Raw genomic sequence first — 16665 nt, 5'->3', positions numbered from 1 at the left:
CCTAGCGAGAACAGCACCGGGGCGCTTCAGAATTTTTCCACGACGAAGGCGCAGCGCCCCCGGTTCCGCCCCCCATCGGGCAGGTCCATGAATTCGTCGATGAGGATGCGCACGCCCTGCGCCACGAGCAGGGCACGCAGCTCTTCCGGTGGGTGGGAGTCATAGAAGAACGGCTGGTCGAACATGGTATCGACGAAGGCATCCGCCGCCGAGCCGCCCGCCGTCAGCATCAGCCGTCCCCCTTGCGGAAGCCTGGCGATCACCCGCGCCAGGAGCGTCGCGTGCCAGCGGCGCTCCAGATGAAACAGCGAATCCCACAGCAGTGCGCCCTGGTAGGGTTCGGCGCAGGCGTAGGTTTCCAACCGCGCCTCGATCCAGCGCTGCTTGGGAAATTCCCGCCGCGCATGGGCCAGCATGGCGGCCGCCTGGTCGACCCCGAGCACGCGATGCCCCTGGGCGAGGATGGCGGCGGCGACCGGGGTGCCGGTGCCGCAGCCCAGATCGAGCAGGGTGGCGCCGGGCTCGAGCTTTTCCAGGAGCACCTCCAGGTAGCGACGCTCGTCGTCCCTGAGGCTGACGCGGGCCTGGCGAAAGGTATCGGCGATGGCGTTGTAGGAGGTCTTGTTCATGGCGTGGGCTCCCTGGTCGTCACGGGAGCTTAGCCCACCCCCAGGTAGGCCGCCTGCACCGCCTCGCGCGTCAGGCCCGTACCGGGCACGCCGGACTGCACCACCCGCCCGCTTTCCAGCACGAAGGCCTGATGGGCATAGTCCAGGGCGATGGCACTGTTCTGCTCGGCCATCAGCACACTCAGGCCCTCCTCCCGGTTGAGCCGGGCGACGCTGGCGAAGATCTCCTCCACCAGTAGCGGCGCCAGACCCATGGAGGGTTCGTCCAGCAGCAGCAGGCGAGGCCGCGCCATGAGGGCGCGACTCAGGGCGATCATCTGCTGCTCGCCACCGGAGGTCAGGCCCGCCAGCTGTCGGCGCTTGCCAGCCAGGCGCGGAAACCAGGCATAGATACGCTCCAGCTCCTCCCGCTGCGCGGCGCGCCCTAGGCGGCGGACGAAACCGCCGCTGAGCAGATTTTCCTCCACGCTGAGTCGCCCGAAACAGTGGCGCCCCTCCAGCACCTGGACCAGTCCGGCGCGGACCCGGGCATCGGCCGACTGGCCCGCGAGGTCCTGCCCCGCATAGCGGATGGCACCGCGGACCAGGCTACCGCGGGCGGCGCCGAGCAGCCCCGAGATGGCCTTGAGCGTGGTGCTCTTGCCGGCGCCATTCGCGCCGAGCAAGGCCACGACCTGGCCCTGGCCGACCTGCAGACTGACGCCATCGACGGCCAGGATGGCGCCGTCGTAACGGACTTCGATGGCCTCGACCGCCAGCAAGGGGGTGGTCGTCATGTCTCAGCCCTCCTTGCTGCAGTCACGCGGCGTGATGCCCTTTTCCTTGGCGTACTGCCTGGCCGAGGCCTCGATGATCGGTCGCAGGAAGGCGCGATCGGCCTGCACCCAGTCGCTCACCAGCTGCCATTTCTCGCCATCCCACTGCTGGATGCGGATGGCGCCGCCGCCTTCGTGGTCGGCGCAGGAGAGCTTGAGCGGCTGCACCAAGCCCTTGGCGCCCAGGGCCTGCAGGCGGGCATCGTCCAGGTTCAAGTGCTCGAAACCCCAGCGCACCTGCTCGCCGCTGAGGGGTTTGTCACCGTACTTGGCCTGGGCCAGGCGCAGCGCCTCGACGTTGAGGATGCCGTTGACCACGCCGAGGTTGTAGTAGACGGTGCCGAAGCGCTTGGGATCGGCGAGGTCACTCTGCCCCTTGGCCACCACGTCGCGCGCGATGCCCTGCAGCACCGGGAAGTCGGTGCCCGAGGGGTGGGTGGTGATGGCCAGGAAGCCCTTGGCCGCCGCCCCAGCTGGCCGCACGTCTTCCTCGGAATTGCTCCAGATGTTGCCGATGATGTGGTCGACCGGATAACCAACTTTCTGCGCGGTCTTGATCGCCACCGGATTCATCACCCCCCAGCCGCGCAGGATCACCCAATCGGGCTTGATGCGGCGGATGTTGAGCCACTGGGATTGCTGCTCGTTGCCCGGATGCGGTACCTCCAGCAGGGTCAGCGCGAAGCCGTAATGATCCGCCAGCTGCTGCAGCACCTCGTTGGTTTCCTTGCCGTAGGGCGAGCCGTGGTAGAGGGTGACGATCTTCTTGCCCTTGAGGCTATCGACCCCGCCACCCTGCAGGGCGATCCAGTTGAGGATGGCCGAGACCTCCGAATAGGGATTGAGCTGCAGCGGGAAGACATAGGGAAAGACGCTGCCGTCCGTGGAATCGGTACGGCCATGGTTGATGGTGATCAGCGGCAGCCGGTCGGCGGTGGACCTTTCCAGGGTGGCGTAGGCGATGCCCACCGACAGCGGATTGGTGGCGGCCGCGGGCGCGCCGTTCCGCCCATTCTTCAGGCGCTCATAGCACTCCACGCCCTTCTCGACGATGTATTCGGTCTCGCATTCGCTCCACACCAGCTTGACGCCATTCACCCCGCCGTTGGCGTTGACGTACTTCAGGTAGTCGATGAAGCCACCGAAGAAGCCGGTGCCGCCGGCGGCATAGGGGCCGACGCGATAGCTCTGCAGCGGGAAGTATTGCTCGCCGGCGGCCTGGACCGGGCCGAGGGTGGTGAGGCCCAGGGCCAGGACGAGGCTGCCGAGCAGATGACGTTTGCACATGGGGACTTTCCTTGTTGGGGTGTGGGCCTTGTGAAGGTGTGGGACCGGCGAGCCTTCTCGCCGGCAAACGGGATGTCAGCGGCGGCACAGGCGCTGCCAGCCGCGGGTGGCCAGGCGGGTCAGGCCCTCGGGTTCCTTGATCAGCACCAGGATGATCAGGGCGCCGAAGGCCATCTTCTGCAGGTTCTCCAGCTGGCCGGCGGCGATGAGGTCAGCGGGTAGCCAGCCGGCCAGGTTGGAGAGCAGCAGCGGAAACAGCACCATGAAGGCGGCCCCATAGAGGCTGCCGGCCAGGCTGCCGAGTCCACCGAGGATGACGATGAAGAGGATCTGGAAAGAGCGACTCAGGTCGAAGCCGTGGGGCTCGACGGTGCCCAGGTAGGTGAAGGCCCAGAGCGCACCGGCGATGCCCAGGTAGAAGCCACTCAGGGCGAAGGCCAGCAGCTTGGCCCGGACCACTGACAGGCCCATCACCGCGGCGGCCGTCTCGCGGTCACGGACCGCCATCCAGGTCCGGCCGAGTTCGCCGTGCACCAGTCGCGCCGCGAAGGCGAACAGTGCCAGCACCACCACCAGGGTGGCCAGATAGCGCCCTAGCGGCCCGCTGAAGTCCTGGCCCAGCAACACCAGCGGCGGCGCGCTGATCACCCCCGAGGCACTGCCATGGGAAAACCAGTCGAAGCGGGTCAGGGCCCAGAGGATAGAAAACTGCGCGGCCAGGCTGGAGACGATCAGGTAGAAGCCGCGAATCCTCAGGCTGGGCAGGCCGAACAGCAGCGACACCAGGGCCGCCAGCAAGCCACCGGCGAACAGGCACAGCGGCAGGGGCCAGCCCAGGCGCACCTGCAGGTTGTAGGTGGCGAAGGCGCCCACCGCCATGAAGGCGGCCGAGCCCAGCGACAGCTGGCCGGCATAGCCGGTGAGCAGATTGAGCCCCAGCCCGGCCAGGGCCAGCACCAGGAAGGGAATCAGCAGGGCATTGAACAGGTAGTCGGTGCCGACCCACGGCACCACCCCGCAGGCCAAGGCCAGGAGCGCGACCAGCGCCAGGCGGGCGGGTCGCAGCTCAGGGGCAAGGGGGGACAGCGGACGCGCCGTCAGGGCGTCGAGGGAGGTGGTCATGGGAAGTCCTCTAGACGCGCTCGACCGTAGGCTCGCCGAACAGGCCGACCGGTCGAATCAGCAGGAATACCAGGGCGAAGGCATAGGGAAACCAGTTCTCCAGGCCACCGCCGATGAGGGGGCCGAGATAAACCTCGGCGAGTTTTTCGCTGGCGCCGATCAGCAGGCCGCCGACGATGGCCCCGGTGATCGAGGAGAAGCCGCCGATGATCAGCACCGGCAGCGCCTTAAGCACGATCAGCGACAGCGAGAACTGCACTCCCAGCCGCGCGCCCCAGAGCAGGCCCGCCACCAGGCCGACGCAACCGGCCACCGCCCACACCAGCACCCAGATGCGCGGCAGACGAATGCCCACTGCCTGGGCCGCCAAGGGATCGTCGGCCACGGCGCGCAGGGAGATGCCCAAGCGGGTGCGCTCGAACAGCAGCGACAGTCCGATCACCAGCACCGCCGCCACCGCCGCGGCGAACAGGTCGAAGGTCGACAGCAAGAGATCGCCCACCTCCAGCGGGGTATCCTCGATACCCAGGTCCAGACCATGCACCTGGGCGCCCCACAACGCCTGGGCGGCGCCCTCGAGGAAATAGGCCAGACCCAGGGTGGCCATGAACAGCACCAGCGGCGAGCGATTCACCAGCGGCCGCAGCACCGTGCGCTCCACCGCCACCGCCAGCAGCACCATGACGCCCAGGGTGCTGAGCAGCGCCAGCCAGCCGGGCAGCCCGCGCTCCACCAAGCTGACGTAGGTCAGGGCGGCGAACAGCAGCATGGCGCCCTGGGCGAAGTTGAACACGCCCGAGGCCCGGTAGATGAGCACGAAGCCCAGGGCCACCAGGGCATACATCACCCCGGCGAGCAGGCCGCCGAGCAAGACTTCCAAGAAAAACGCCATGATTTTCTCCCTGAGGCGTCCAGTGTCCTAGTGAGGGGTCCCGAGATAGGCGGCGATCACCGCCGGATCCCGGCGCACCACGGCGGGTGCGCCGTCGGCGATGAGGCGACCGTAGTCCAGCACCACCACGTGATCCGCCAGCTGCATCACCACCTGGATGTCGTGCTCGATCAGCACCACGGTGACCCCGTGCTCGCGGTTGATGGCCTGGATGTAGCCGCTCAGCTCGCGCTTCTCCTTGGCGTTCATCCCGGCCATGGGTTCGTCCAGCAGCAACAGCCGCGGCTCGGCCGCCAGCGCCCGGGCCAGCTCCACGCGCTTCTGCAGGCCATAGGGCAGGCTGCCCACGGCAGTGTCGCGCCAGGCCCCCAGTTGCAGGAAATCCAGTGCCCGCTCGGCCACTGCCCGTTGCGCCCGCTCTTCGGCCGGGGCGCGGCCCAGGCGCAGGGCTTGCTCCAGCCAGGAGGCCCGCCGATGGCGGCCGCGCCCGGTGAGCACGTTGTCGAGCACGCTCATGCCCTTGAACAGCGCCAGATTCTGGAAGGTGCGCGCCACTCCGGCGTGGGCCGCGGCCTGCGGGCGACGCAGCGCGCGGCTTGATCCGGCCAGCCGCACGCTACCCCGCTGCGGTCGGTAGAGGCCGTTGATCACGTTGAGCAACGAACTCTTGCCGGCGCCATTGGGCCCGATCAGGGCGCAGATCTCGCCTTCGCGAACCTGGAAGCCGACCTCGGCGAAGGCCGTGACCCCGCCGAAGGCCAGCGCCAGGTCGCTGACCTCCAGAAGGACCGGGCGCGTGGCCAGGCTCGCGCCCATGGTCTAGGCCGCCGCCTGGGCCGCGGCCCGGGCTTCGAGTTCGCGCACCAGCGGCAGTACCCGCCGGCCGAAGTACTCCACTTCTTCCTGGAAGTGCAGGAAACCCGCCAGCACCAAGTCAACACCCACTGCCTTGAGGGCGACGATGCGCTCGGCGATCTGCTCGGGGGTGCCGATCAGGTTGGTCTTGAAGCCGTCGTTGTACTGCACCAGGTCTTCGAAGCTGGACTTGGCCCAGTTGCCCTCGCCTTCCGGACTGGCCGCGCCGGCATTGCGCGCCTCATGACCGAAAGCCTGGACCGCCTCCGGGTTGGCCTTGGCGATGATCTCGTCGAGCACCGCGCGGGCCTCGGCCTCGGTGTCCCGGGCGATGACGAAGGCATTGACGCCGACCTTGATCGAATGACCGTTCGCCGCGGCCTTGGCGCGCAGGTCCTCGACCTGGGCGCGGATACCCTCGGGGGTGTTGCCGTTGGTGAAGTACCAGTCGGAGACCCGCGCCGCCATATCCCGTGCGGCGCGGGAGCTGCCACCCTGGAAGATCTCCGGGTGCGGCTGCTGCAGCGGCTTGGGTTTGAGGGTGTAGTTGCGGAAGCGATAGAAGTCGCCGGCGAAGCTGAAGCTGTCCTGGGTCCAGATGCCCTTGAGGGCGCGGATGAATTCCTCGGAGCGCCGGTAGCGCTCGTCGTGGTCGAGCCAGGGCTCGCCGATGCCGTGGAATTCGCCTTTGAACCAGCCGGACACCAAGTTGATGGCGACCCGGCCATTGGTGAGCTGGTCGATGGTCGCCAGCTGCTTGGCCGCCAGCGCCGGATTCCATGGGCCGGGCAGGATGGCGGCGATCACCTTGAGCCGCTCGGTGGCGGCCAGCAACGCATGGCTGAAGGCCACCGATTCATGCTGGTACTCGGCGCCATAACCGGCGGTGAAACGGATCTGCGTCAGGGCATAGTCGAAACCGGCCTGCTCGGCGAGCTGGGCCAGCTTGCGGTTGTAGTCGATGCCCCAGTGGGTGCGCTGCTCGATGGTGCTGACCACCAGGCCGCCGCTGACGTTGGGGACCCAATAGGCGAATTTGACGGGGACGTGGGACACGGTTGTTTCCTCCAGGTGACGCCGCCGTCGAGGGCGGTCGAGATGATGGCTACCCTGGACTAATCAAGAACCGGACCAACAAAAATAATCTCTATAAATCAATCATTTAAAAGAAAATATTGGCATCGACAGGCTGTTTCGACCCAGGCAGCTGTTGGGTCCCTGTCTCCTCCGCAACAGCAGGCAGAGGCTCTGGCCTGGGCTTTTGCCTGATGACTGTCCAATATCGAAAACGACGACGCCCGGAGGACCAAGGGCCGCGCCGGGCGTCGCAGGGGAAAGAACGAGGAGTTAACGCGCCCGCAGGTGCCGCACGTAGCGATCGCCGATGAACTGGATGCCGCACACCAGCACCACCAGGATGGCGATTACCACTGCCATCACCTGGGTGTCGTAGCGCTGGTAACCGTAGCGGATCGCCAGGTCGCCGAGACCGCCCGCGCCTATGGCGCCGGCCATGGCCGAGGCGCCGATCATGGCCACCAGGGTCACGGTGAAGCCGCCGATGATGCCGGGCAGTGCCTCCGGCAGCAGCACGTTGAAGACGATGTGGCGCCGCTCGCAGCCCAGCGCCTGGGCCGCTTCGATCACCCCGCCGCCGACCTCGCGCAGGCTGACCTCGGCGATGCGGGCGAAGAACGGCGTGGCGCTGAGGGTGATGGGCACCACCGCCGCCCAGACGCCGATGGTGGTACCGGTGATCAGCCGCGTCAGCGGGATCAGGGCCACCAGCAGGATGATGAAGGGCGTGGCGCGAAAGGCGTTGATGACCGTACCCAGCACCCGGTTGAGGGTCGGCGCGGCGAAGATGGCGCCACGTCCGGTGGTGACCAGCACCACCGCCAGAGCGATGCCGACGAACCAGACGATGGCCGCGGACACGCTGACCATGGTCAGGGTATCGAGAAAGGCCTTCCACAGCGCCTTGAGCATGAAGTCAGACATAGCCCAGCACCTCCGCCCGGGCGAACAACCCGGTCTGGGTCAGGAAGCTGGCCAACCGTCGCTCCGGCGCCGCGGTCGCTACCAGCAGGCGGCCCAGGGCATGGCCCTGGATGCGGTCGATACCGCCATGCAGCAGTTCAACCGGTGCGCCGAGGGCCTGGCCCAGCGCCTGGAAGTCAGGCTCCGCGCCCTGGCCGTCGTAGTGGAGCTCCAACACGGCCCGGGCACCAGACTGCCGGGTGGCAGCGAGCCGCCTGGCCAGATCCGCCGGCAGCTGGGCCGCCAACGGTGCCAGCAGCGCCCGGGTGGCCTCCGCCTGGGGTGCGCCGAACAGCTGCCACACCGGTCCCTGTTCGACGATGCGCCCGTGCTCCAGCACCACCACCCGGTCGCAGATCTGGCGAATCACCGCCATCTCGTGGGTGATGAGCACGATGGTCAGCCCCAGGCGGCGATTGATGTCCTGCAACAGCGCCAGGATCGACTGGGTGGTCTCCGGGTCCAGCGCCGAGGTGGCCTCGTCGCAGAGCAGCAGCTCGGGCTTGAGCATCAGGGCACGGGCGATGCCCACCCGCTGCTTCTGGCCGCCGGACAGACGGGAGGGATAGACCTGCTCCTTGCCCTGCAGGCCCACCAGTTCCAGCAATTCCCGGGCCCGGGCTTCGATCTCGTCGCGGCGAAAGCCAGCGGCCTTGAGCGGCAGCGCCAGGTTCTCCAGCACCGTCTGCGAGGCCAGCAGATTGAAGTGCTGGAAGATCATGCCGATGCGCCGCCGCAGCGCCACCAGGCGATCCCCCTTGAGGGTGCCGATGTCGACGCCGTCGACCAGCACCTGGCCGGCACTGACGTCTTCCAGGCGATTGAGGGTGCGGATCAGGCTGGACTTGCCGGCGCCACTGCGACCGATGATGCCGAAGATCTCGCCGCGGGCGATGCTGAGGTCGATGTCCGCCAGGGCGGTCACCGGTAGCGCACCGCCGGTGTAGACCTTCTGCACCCCGCTCAGACGCAGATGCTCGCGCGCGGAGGCGGCTTGGGGTTCGAGGGGCGGCTGCGCCGCCGCGGCGGGTTTACGCAGGGCAGTGTTCATCGGGCGGCCTCCTGCCGATTCAGCCAGGCCAGGCTGTAGAGCTGTGGATTGCCATAGGCCTGGGCGATGGCCTCGCGCACCCGCGGATCGTTCTGGAACACCTGGATGAAGGTACGGATCGCCGGGTCATCCGCCTTTTCCGGCTTGGTCACGAATCTCAGGGCATAGAGGTGGCCGCTGGCCTCGTCGTCGCTGAACAGCAGCGCGCTGTTGGGATCCGTCGTGCCGGCCGCGAGGATGTGCGAGGGATAGCTCTGCGCCAGGATCACGTCGTCCAGCACCCGCGCCAGTTGTGGCCCGGGCAGCTCGATGAACTTCAGTTGCTTGGGATTGGCGACGATGTCCTGCAGGCTGGCCTTGGGTCCGGCGTCGGGCCGGAGCTGGATCAGGCCGGCGCGGGCATAGAGGTGCAGCCCGCGCCCCTGGTTGACCGGATCGTCGGCCACCGCCACGGTGGCGCCGTCCGGCACCTCGGCAAAGCTTTTCACACGTTTGGAATAGAGGCCGACCTTGTTTTCCACCCCGTAGGCGATGGGCACCAGGCCGTAGCCGTTCTGGGCATTGGCATTTTCCAGGAAGGGTTGATGCTGGAAGTAGTTGACGTCGATGTCGCCATGGGCGAGCGCCAGATTCGGCGTGTTCCAGTCGCTGAAGGCGACGATCTCCACCGCCACGCCCCTGTCCCGCGCCACCTCGGCGGCGCGCTCCAGAGCGGCGTTCTGCGGACTGTCGTTGATGCCGAGGCGAATCTTCTGCAGCTCGGCCGCCTGGGCGGACAGCGCCAGGGTCGTGCTCGCCAGGAGCAGCCCAAGGCGCTGGAAAATCGGGGGAATAGCCATGGGAGACCTCGAGATGTCGAGGGCTCGTCCGGTGGTCCGGTGGAACCCGTAAGGGAAAAGGGATCAGCTGCCCTTCTGGTCGGGCGCGTCGACGAAGAAATAGTCCTGCCAGCTGCTGGGCTGGTTGCGGATGGCGCCGATGCGGTACATGAACTCCGCCAGCTTCAGGGTGTTCTGCGGCGCCGTGTCGAAGTTGACCTCGGGGCTTTCGATGATCTGCTGGATCAGTGCCGGATCGAGACGGGAATTCTCGACCTTCACGTAGGTACGGGCGGCGGCGGCCTTGTCCTTCTCGATGATCTGCCCGGCCTCGATCAGCGCCTCGCGGAAGGCCTTGTAGGTCTTGGGATTGTCCCGGCGGAATTTCTCGGTGACGAACACCAGGTTGGGCGAGACGGCCCCACCGAGCACGTCATAGGAACTGAGCACCTTATGCACCTTGCCGCTGGCCAGTTCCTGCTCCTGGAACGGCGGATTGGCGAAGTGGCTGTTGATCTCGGTACCGCCGGAGATCACCGCGGCGGTGGCATCCGGATGCGGCACCGCCACGGTCAGGGGATCCAGGCGATTCCAGTTCTTCTCGCCGAAGGCCTGGGCGGCGGCGTACTGCAGGAAGCGCGATTGCACCGAGACGTTGACCGCCGGTACGGCGATGCGGTCCTTGGCGGTGAAGTCAGCCAGGGTCTTCACCTGCGGGTTGTTGGTGACCAGATAGTTGGGAAAGGCCCCCAGGCTGGCCACGGCCTTGACGTTCTGCCGACCATGGGTGCGGTCCCAGAGCGTGAACAGCGGTCCGAGCCCGGCGGAGCCTACGTCCACCGCCCCCGACAGAACCGCCTCGTTGACGGCCGCGCCACCGGACAGCTTTATCCAGTCGACCTTGATGTCGACGCCCTCCTGCTTGCCGTGCTTCTCGATCAGCTGCTGGTCACGCAGCACATGGAGGATCACATAGGACACGCCGAATTGTTCGGAGATGCGCAGGGTACCCTCGGCCTGGGCCGCCTGGGGTGCGGCGATCAGCCCGGTGAGCAGGCTGACGGCGAGTCCCAAAGCCAGGGGACGACGGGTGAAGGGAAGACGTAAAGGCATCGTGGCACGCTCATCCATGGAATTGGCTTATAGCCTAATAAAGTTGTTCAGCGTCTTTGAAATAAGAACGGGTTATATGTATAGGCCGAGTGGCGGTGTGGCTTTTCCCTCACCCCAGCCCTCTCCCAAAGGGAGAGGGGGCGCTAGCGTACGTAGGTTGGCGCTGAGCTCCGATGGAACCACTCCCACTACCTGGCGCCTGGTCCTTAGGTTGGCGCTGAGCAAAGCGAAGCCCAACGGGCCAGGGACACCTGAACCACCGCCCTACTCCCGCGCCGCCTGCCGCGGCTGGTCCGGCTTGGCTACCTGGAACCCCTCGGCGAAGGTCGCCTGCGCATCCAACCGCTGCGGAATCAGGCCACTGCGGTGGTAGAAATCCGCCGCCGCCTGCTGATCGGCCACCACCTGGCGGTCGATAGGTTCCCAGTGCAGCTGGCGGCGCTCGAATTGCAGCCGGGCCACCGCCTCGGGAAAGCCGATGATCTGCGCCAGGGTCTTGGCATAGCTGTCGAGGTGGGCGTAGCCCCAGCGCTGGGCAGAGGCCAGACGATTGAGGTAGTCCTGCAATGCCGCGCGCCGAGCCGGATCGGCCAGAGCCGTGTCGGTGGCAGCCAGGAAGCTGTTGCCCGCCCAGAGCCCACGGCCGTTGACCAGCACCCGGGCGCCGTCGACCTGTTCGGCCTGGGCGGTATAGGGCTCCCAGGTCGCCCAGGCATCCACCGAGCCATTGGCCAGGGCCATCTTGGCGTCCACCGGGCCGAGGAAGCGAAAGCTCACGTCCTTGGTCGTCAGGCCCACCGAGTCCAGCGCTTTGAGCGCGATGTAATGGCCAATGGAGCCACGCCCGGTGGCGATGCGCTTGCCCTTGAGATCAGCCGCGCCACGCAGCGGCGAGTCGCGTGGCACGATCACCGCCGTACCATAGGGATCGGACTTGTCCACGGCGATGGCCTTGACCGGCGCGCCGGCAGCCAGGGCGAACAGCAGCGGACCATCGCCGATGATGCCGGCATCCACCGCGCCGGCATTGAGCGCCTCGGCCAGGGGCGCGGCGGCGGGAAATTCCGCCCACTGAATGCGATAACCCGGCAGGTCGCGCAGGCCGTCGGCGGCCTCCAGCTGGGCGCGCATATTGCCCTTCTGGTCGGCGATGCGCAGGGTCAGGGGCTCGGCGGCCAGGGCCACGCTGGCGGCGAGTAGCAGCGGTAGCGCCAGCAGGGTACGGCGGATGAGAGTCATGGTTTGGCTTCCTGGGTAAAGACACTGGCATCGGCCAGGGCGGCGACGTCGACCGGCTTGGGCAGCACCTGGAGTTCGCTGAAGAGATCGGCCACCTGCTGCACCGCGACAAGGTCCGCCGGCCGCACCGGGCGCAGGCCACGGGAGGTGCGGGTGGAGATGGCCACCGCGGCGCCTTCCGGCAGGCGCGTCAATTCGGCGTAGACCCGGGCATAGTCCTGCGGATGAGCGACTGCCCAGGCCCGTGCCTGGGCCAGGCGCCCGGCGAAATCGGCGATGGCGGCGCGCTTGGCTGGATCCTCCAGCGACGCTGGCGTGGCAGTGAGAAAGCCCAGGGCAGTGGTCAGCCCCTGGCCGTCGCGCAGCAGCCGGGCGCCGTGCTGCTCGGCGATGCCCAGATAGGGATCGAAGGTCGCCCAGACCTCGATCTGCCCGGCGTTGAAGGCGGCACTGGCATCGGTGGGTAGCACGAACTTGACCGTCACGTCCTCACGCTTGAGTCCGGCCTCCTCCAGGGCGGCATAGAGCAGGTGCTGGGAGATGCTGCCCTTGGCCGAGGACACCACCACGGTGCGCCCCTTGAGGTCTCTGACCGAACGGATCGGTGAATCAGCCTGCACCAGCAGCCCATTGGCCTGGGGATAGCCGACATTGGTGGCGATGAGCTTGAGCGGCACGCCGCCGGACGCGGCCATCAGCACCGGCAGGTCACCGGCGTAGGAGGTGTCCACCGCGCCAACGCGTTGGGCCTCGAACAGCGGCGCGGCGCCCTGGAAGTTGGCCCAGCGATAGCTATAGGGCGCGCCTTCGAGGGTCCCGGCGGCTTCCATCATGGCGCGCAGCCCCCGGGCCTGGTCGCCCAGTACCAGGGTCACCCCGGAAAGATCCGGAGCCGCCTGGGCCTGTCCCAGCAACAGCGTCAGGCCCAGCGTGGCGAGCAGTCGCTTCATTGCGCGTACTCCCGGCCCTCGTGGCGCTCCAGCTGGCGCACCGCCGCGTCCCAGTGACGAATATGGGCGCCGCGCGCCAGATTGCCGGGGATGAGCTCGCTGACCTTCTGGGCGACGGCGTCCGCGGCGATCACCAGTTCGGCACCGCCGCTCTGGGCCGCCAGTTGCGCCGCGCATGAACGCTCCAGGTAATAGAGGTGCCAGAAGGCCTCTTCCAGACTTGCGCCCACGGTGAGCAGCCCATGGTTGCAGAGGATCATCGCCGGGTGCGCCCCGAGGTCAGCCACCAGTCGACTCTGCTCGTCCAGATCCAGGGCCACGCCCTCGTAGCCGTGATAGGCCAGGCGGCCAAAGAATCTCATGGCGTGCTGGGAAATCATCAGCAATCCGCCGCGCTGGGCGGACACGCCGATGCCTGCCGCGGTATGGGTGTGCAGCACCGCATGGAGGTCCGGCTGGGCGCGATGGATGGCGCTGTGGATCACGTAGCCGGCCGGGTTGATGCCCAGCCCGGTGGGGTCGAGGACGATCTCGCCGTCGATGTCCACCTTCACCAGCGAGGAGGCGGTGATCTCGTCGAAGGTCTGGCCGAAGGGATTGATGAGGAAGTGCGCGTCCGGCCCCGGCACCCGTAGCGAGAAATGGGTGTAGATATGGTCGGTCCAGCGTTCGCGGGCGGCCAGGCGATAGGCGGCGGCGAGCTTGACCCGCGCCTCCCATTCGGCGGCGGACACCTGGGCGCGGACGCTGACGAGGGCGTTAACGAAGGCGGTCATGCAGCGGCTCCAGAAGCAGAAGAGGCGCCAGAGCGACGGGCGTTGCCCTGGTCTGCTTAGAACCTAACGTTGTGAGTCGCCGAGACGGAAATATCGAATGCGCATAACCTAAGATGCACAAAATGGATAACCAAAACATAAAATTATGCGAATTATGGTTTTCAGCACAGAACCAATCGATCTAAGGTGCTGGGCGCCAGCCTTGCTTTAATGGCCGTCATCGCCCACCCGTCTCATCCGTGGAGCCCTCCATGACCCTTAGGCTCGACCGCCTGCGCCTGTTCCTGCATGACCTCGCCACCCTGGTCGACGAACACCCTGCCGAACCGCAGCTGCTGCAGCGCGGCGCCGCCCTGCTCGGCGAACTGGTCCGCCATGACGACTGGCTGCCCGAGGACTGCGCCCTGCCCCGCCCCGAGCGCTACAGCCAGTACCTGCTGCATGCCGATGCCCGCCAGCGCTTCTCGGTGGTGAGTTTCGTCTGGGGGCCGGGCCAGGCCACCCCGGTGCATGACCACCGCACCTGGGGCCTGATCGGCATGCTGCGCGGCGCCGAGACCGCCCAGAGCTTCGCCCGCGACCCCGCCGGCCGCCTGCTGCCGGAAGGCGCGCCCGTGCGCCTGGAGCCGGGCCAGGTGGAAGCGGTCTCGCCGCGGGTGGGCGACATCCACCAGGTCAGCAACGCCTATGCCGACCGCACCTCCATCAGCATCCACGTCTATGGCGGCAACATCGGCGCCGTGCGCCGCGCCGTCTATGCCGCGGATGGCCAGGAAAAGCCCTTCATCTCCGGCTACACCAATCGCCAGCTGCCCAACCTGTGGGACCTGTCCCAGGAGACCGCCACACCATGACCGCCATCCGCACCGCCGAGGACATTCGCCAGGCCCTGCTCGCCGGCACCGAAGTCGCCCTGCTCGACGTCCGCGAGGAAGACCCCTTCGCCGCCGGCCATCCGTTGTGGGCCGCCAATCTGCCGTTGTCGCGCCTGGAACTGGAGGCCTGGTCGCGACTGCCGCGCCGCGACGTGGCCATCACCCTCTATGACAATGGCGAGGGCCTGGCGGAACGCGCGGCCGAACGCCTGCACGCCCTGGGCTACACCGACGTGGCCCTGCTCGAAGGTGGCCTGGCGGGCTGGCGCGCCAGCGGCGGCGAACTCTTCATCGACGTCAACGTGCCGAGCAAGGCCTTTGGCGAGCTGGTGGAAGCCCGGCGCCATACCCCCTCGCTGCCCGCCGAAGAAGTCCAGGCGCTGCTGGAGCAGGACGCCGATCTGGTGATCCTCGACGCCCGCCGTTTCGAGGAATACCAGACCATGAGTATTCCTGGTGGGGTCAGCGTGCCGGGTGCCGAACTGGTGCTGCGGGTGGCCGAGCTGGCACCCGATCCGCGGACCCGGGTCATCGTCAATTGCGCCGGCCGTACCCGCAGCCTGATCGGCGCCCAGTCACTGATCAACGCTGGCATTCCCAATCCGGTGGCCGCCCTGCGCAATGGCACCATCGGCTGGACCCTGGCCGGCCAGACTCTGGAACACGGCCAGCAACGCCGCTTCGGTGCGGTGAGTCCGGCGACCCGGGCGACCGCCGCCGCCCGCGCCCGCCAGGTCGCCGATCGCGCCGGCGTCGCCCGCCTGCCCTTCAGCGAACTGGAGACCTGGCGCAGCGACGCCCAGCGGACCAATTACCTGATCGATGTGCGCACTCCCGAGGAATACGCCGCCGGCCACCTGCCCGGCGCCCGGTCGACGCCGGGGGGCCAGTTGGTGCAGGAGACCGATCACAGCGCCCCGGTGCGTGGCGCGCGCCTGGCCCTGGTGGACGACGACGGCGTGCGCGCCAACATGAGCGCCTCCTGGCTGGCGCAGATGGGCTGGGCGGTTGCGGTGGTCGACGACATCCCGACCGGCGCCCTGAGCGCCACTGGCCCCTGGCAGGCACCGGCGCCCACGCCGGGGCCGGTGGAGCGCATCTCGGTGACGCGGTTGCAGGAATTGCTGGCCGAGCCGGGCACCCTGGTAGTGGACGTCACCGCCAGTGCCAACTATGTGCAAAGGCATATCCCGGGCGCCGCCTGGGTGCTGCGCGCCGATCTGCCCGCAGCGCTGCCACCAGCCGAGCGCTATGTCTTCACCTGTGGCAGTGGCCAACTGGCCGCCTTCGCCGCCGTCGATGTCCAGGCCACTACCGACCGGCCGGTCCTGCTGCTGGAGGGTGGCACCTCGGCCTGGCTGGCCGCCGGCCTGCCGGTGGAAGCCGGCGAGACACAGCTCTTGTCGACTCGGCGTGACCGTTACCGGCGCCCCTACGAGGGCACCGACGCCCCACGCGAGGCCATGCAGGCCTACTTGGACTGGGAGTTCGGCCTGGTCGAGCAGTTGCGGCGGGATGGCACCAGCGGCTTCCGGGTCATCTAGCCGCTGGTCCGCACGAAGGCCGCCACCCAGGCCGCCGTCTCCACCAGCGCCTGGGAATGGCTCAGGCCGCTGCTCTTGAGCGGCTTGAGATCGTGGTCGGCAGTGGCGATCCACTGCAGCTCGATGCTTGGCGCCAGGGCATAGCCCGCCACCTCCTCCCGCGTGCCCAGGGCATCGCGCTCGCCCTGGACGATCAGGGTCGGCGTGGCCAGGGTCGCCAGGTGCTCGGTGCGCAGCCGCTCGGGCTTGCCCGCCGGGTGGAAGGGATAGCCGAGGCAGATGAGGCCCGCCGCACCCAGTTCGTCGGCCAGCAGACTGGCCATCCGCCCGCCCATGGACTTGCCCGCCAGCCACAGTGGCCCGCGTTCTGCCGCGCGCCAGGTGGCGACCGTCTCCCGCCAGTGCTCCAGCAGCACCGGCGCCGGATTGGGCGGACGTCGCTTGCCCTCGGCGCGGGCCCGCGCCATGTAGGGAAAGTCGAATCTCAGGGTCCGGATATCGCGCCGCGCCAGTGCTTCAGCCAGCTGCTCCATGAAGGGGCTGTCTATCCCCGCCCCCGCCCCATGGGCCAGCAACAGGGTCGCCAGCGGCGGCCCCGCGGGTCGGCATTCGCGAAAGCTGTCGAGGTACAACTCGTCTGCCATGGCCTACTCCTCGTC

17 protein-coding genes are annotated in these 16665 nt (G+C 67.8%); 2 read left to right on the top strand and 15 right to left on the bottom strand.

Annotated features, from left to right (window positions below):
- Positions 1–26: 26 nt before the first annotated feature.
- From V6W80_RS09340 to V6W80_RS09275, 14 genes are all read right to left on the bottom strand, one after another.
- Positions 27–629, bottom strand: coding sequence for a class I SAM-dependent methyltransferase (locus V6W80_RS09340; protein ID WP_338546728.1), 603 nt, complete (start codon positions 627–629; stop codon positions 27–29).
- A 29-nt stretch (positions 630–658) separates the two neighbouring features.
- On the bottom strand, positions 659–1405 hold the full coding sequence (locus V6W80_RS09335; RefSeq protein WP_338546726.1) for an ABC transporter ATP-binding protein: 747 nt from the start codon (positions 1403–1405) through the stop codon (positions 659–661).
- Positions 1406–1408: 3 nt separating this feature from the next.
- Complete coding sequence (locus V6W80_RS09330) at positions 1409–2731, bottom strand: ABC transporter substrate-binding protein (protein WP_338546725.1); 1323 nt, start codon at positions 2729–2731, stop codon at positions 1409–1411.
- Positions 2732–2806: 75 nt separating this feature from the next.
- Positions 2807–3853, bottom strand: a complete 1047-nt coding sequence (locus V6W80_RS09325; protein WP_338546723.1) for a branched-chain amino acid ABC transporter permease — start codon at positions 3851–3853, stop codon at positions 2807–2809.
- A gap of 10 nt (positions 3854–3863) precedes the next feature.
- Complete coding sequence (locus V6W80_RS09320; protein ID WP_338546722.1) at positions 3864–4745, bottom strand: branched-chain amino acid ABC transporter permease; 882 nt, start codon at positions 4743–4745, stop codon at positions 3864–3866.
- 27 nt (positions 4746–4772) lie between these two features.
- Entirely contained in the window at positions 4773–5561 is a 789-nt protein-coding gene (locus tag V6W80_RS09315; RefSeq protein ID WP_338546720.1) for an ABC transporter ATP-binding protein, read from the bottom strand.
- A gap of 3 nt (positions 5562–5564) precedes the next feature.
- Positions 5565–6656, bottom strand: a complete 1092-nt coding sequence (sfnG, locus tag V6W80_RS09310; RefSeq protein ID WP_017639641.1) for a dimethylsulfone monooxygenase SfnG — start codon at positions 6654–6656, stop codon at positions 5565–5567.
- A gap of 291 nt (positions 6657–6947) precedes the next feature.
- Positions 6948–7601 carry a methionine ABC transporter permease gene (locus tag V6W80_RS09305; RefSeq protein ID WP_338546718.1) on the bottom strand — a complete coding sequence of 218 codons (654 nt, stop codon included), beginning with the start codon at positions 7599–7601 and terminating at the stop codon, positions 6948–6950.
- The gene (locus tag V6W80_RS09300) at positions 7594–8691 is read right to left on the bottom strand and encodes a methionine ABC transporter ATP-binding protein (protein WP_338546717.1); all 1098 of its coding nucleotides are present in this window, start codon (positions 8689–8691) and stop codon (positions 7594–7596) included. The genes V6W80_RS09305 and V6W80_RS09300 overlap by 8 nt, the downstream gene beginning before the upstream one ends.
- Complete coding sequence (locus V6W80_RS09295) at positions 8688–9530, bottom strand: MetQ/NlpA family ABC transporter substrate-binding protein (protein WP_338546716.1); 843 nt, start codon at positions 9528–9530, stop codon at positions 8688–8690. The genes V6W80_RS09300 and V6W80_RS09295 overlap by 4 nt, the downstream gene beginning before the upstream one ends.
- A gap of 63 nt (positions 9531–9593) precedes the next feature.
- Entirely contained in the window at positions 9594–10622 is a 1029-nt protein-coding gene (locus tag V6W80_RS09290) for an ABC transporter substrate-binding protein (RefSeq protein ID WP_338546715.1), read from the bottom strand.
- 264 nt (positions 10623–10886) lie between these two features.
- A complete protein-coding gene (locus tag V6W80_RS09285) occupies positions 10887–11852 on the bottom strand; it encodes an ABC transporter substrate-binding protein (RefSeq protein WP_338547395.1) in 966 nt (321 codons plus the stop codon).
- A 5-nt stretch (positions 11853–11857) separates the two neighbouring features.
- Entirely contained in the window at positions 11858–12811 is a 954-nt protein-coding gene (locus V6W80_RS09280; protein WP_160923144.1) for an ABC transporter substrate-binding protein, read from the bottom strand.
- On the bottom strand, positions 12808–13587 hold the full coding sequence (locus tag V6W80_RS09275; RefSeq protein WP_338546712.1) for a class II aldolase/adducin family protein: 780 nt from the start codon (positions 13585–13587) through the stop codon (positions 12808–12810). The genes V6W80_RS09280 and V6W80_RS09275 overlap by 4 nt, the downstream gene beginning before the upstream one ends.
- Before the next feature lie 251 nt (positions 13588–13838).
- Here V6W80_RS09275 and V6W80_RS09270 point away from each other — a divergent pair, with 251 nt between their 5' ends.
- Both V6W80_RS09270 and V6W80_RS09265 read left to right on the top strand, forming a co-directional pair.
- Positions 13839–14441, top strand: coding sequence for a cysteine dioxygenase (locus V6W80_RS09270; protein ID WP_093249057.1), 603 nt, complete (start codon positions 13839–13841; stop codon positions 14439–14441).
- Positions 14438–16006, top strand: a complete 1569-nt coding sequence (locus tag V6W80_RS09265) for a rhodanese-related sulfurtransferase (protein ID WP_338546709.1) — start codon at positions 14438–14440, stop codon at positions 16004–16006. The genes V6W80_RS09270 and V6W80_RS09265 overlap by 4 nt, the downstream gene beginning before the upstream one ends.
- Here the strand turns inward: V6W80_RS09265 and V6W80_RS09260 are convergent.
- Positions 16003–16650: an alpha/beta family hydrolase gene (locus tag V6W80_RS09260; RefSeq protein WP_338546708.1), complete on the bottom strand. Its 648-nt coding sequence runs from the start codon at positions 16648–16650 to the stop codon at positions 16003–16005. The two genes, V6W80_RS09265 and V6W80_RS09260, sit on opposite strands and share 4 nt — an antisense overlap.
- Positions 16651–16665: the final 15 nt, after the last annotated feature.

This window comes from Pseudomonas benzopyrenica (assembly GCF_036884265.1).
Taxonomy (GTDB): domain Bacteria; phylum Pseudomonadota; class Gammaproteobacteria; order Pseudomonadales; family Pseudomonadaceae; genus Chryseomonas; species Chryseomonas benzopyrenica.
The sequence above is the reverse complement of the archived record's forward strand: the minus strand, read 5'-3'. Positions and strand labels throughout refer to the sequence as shown.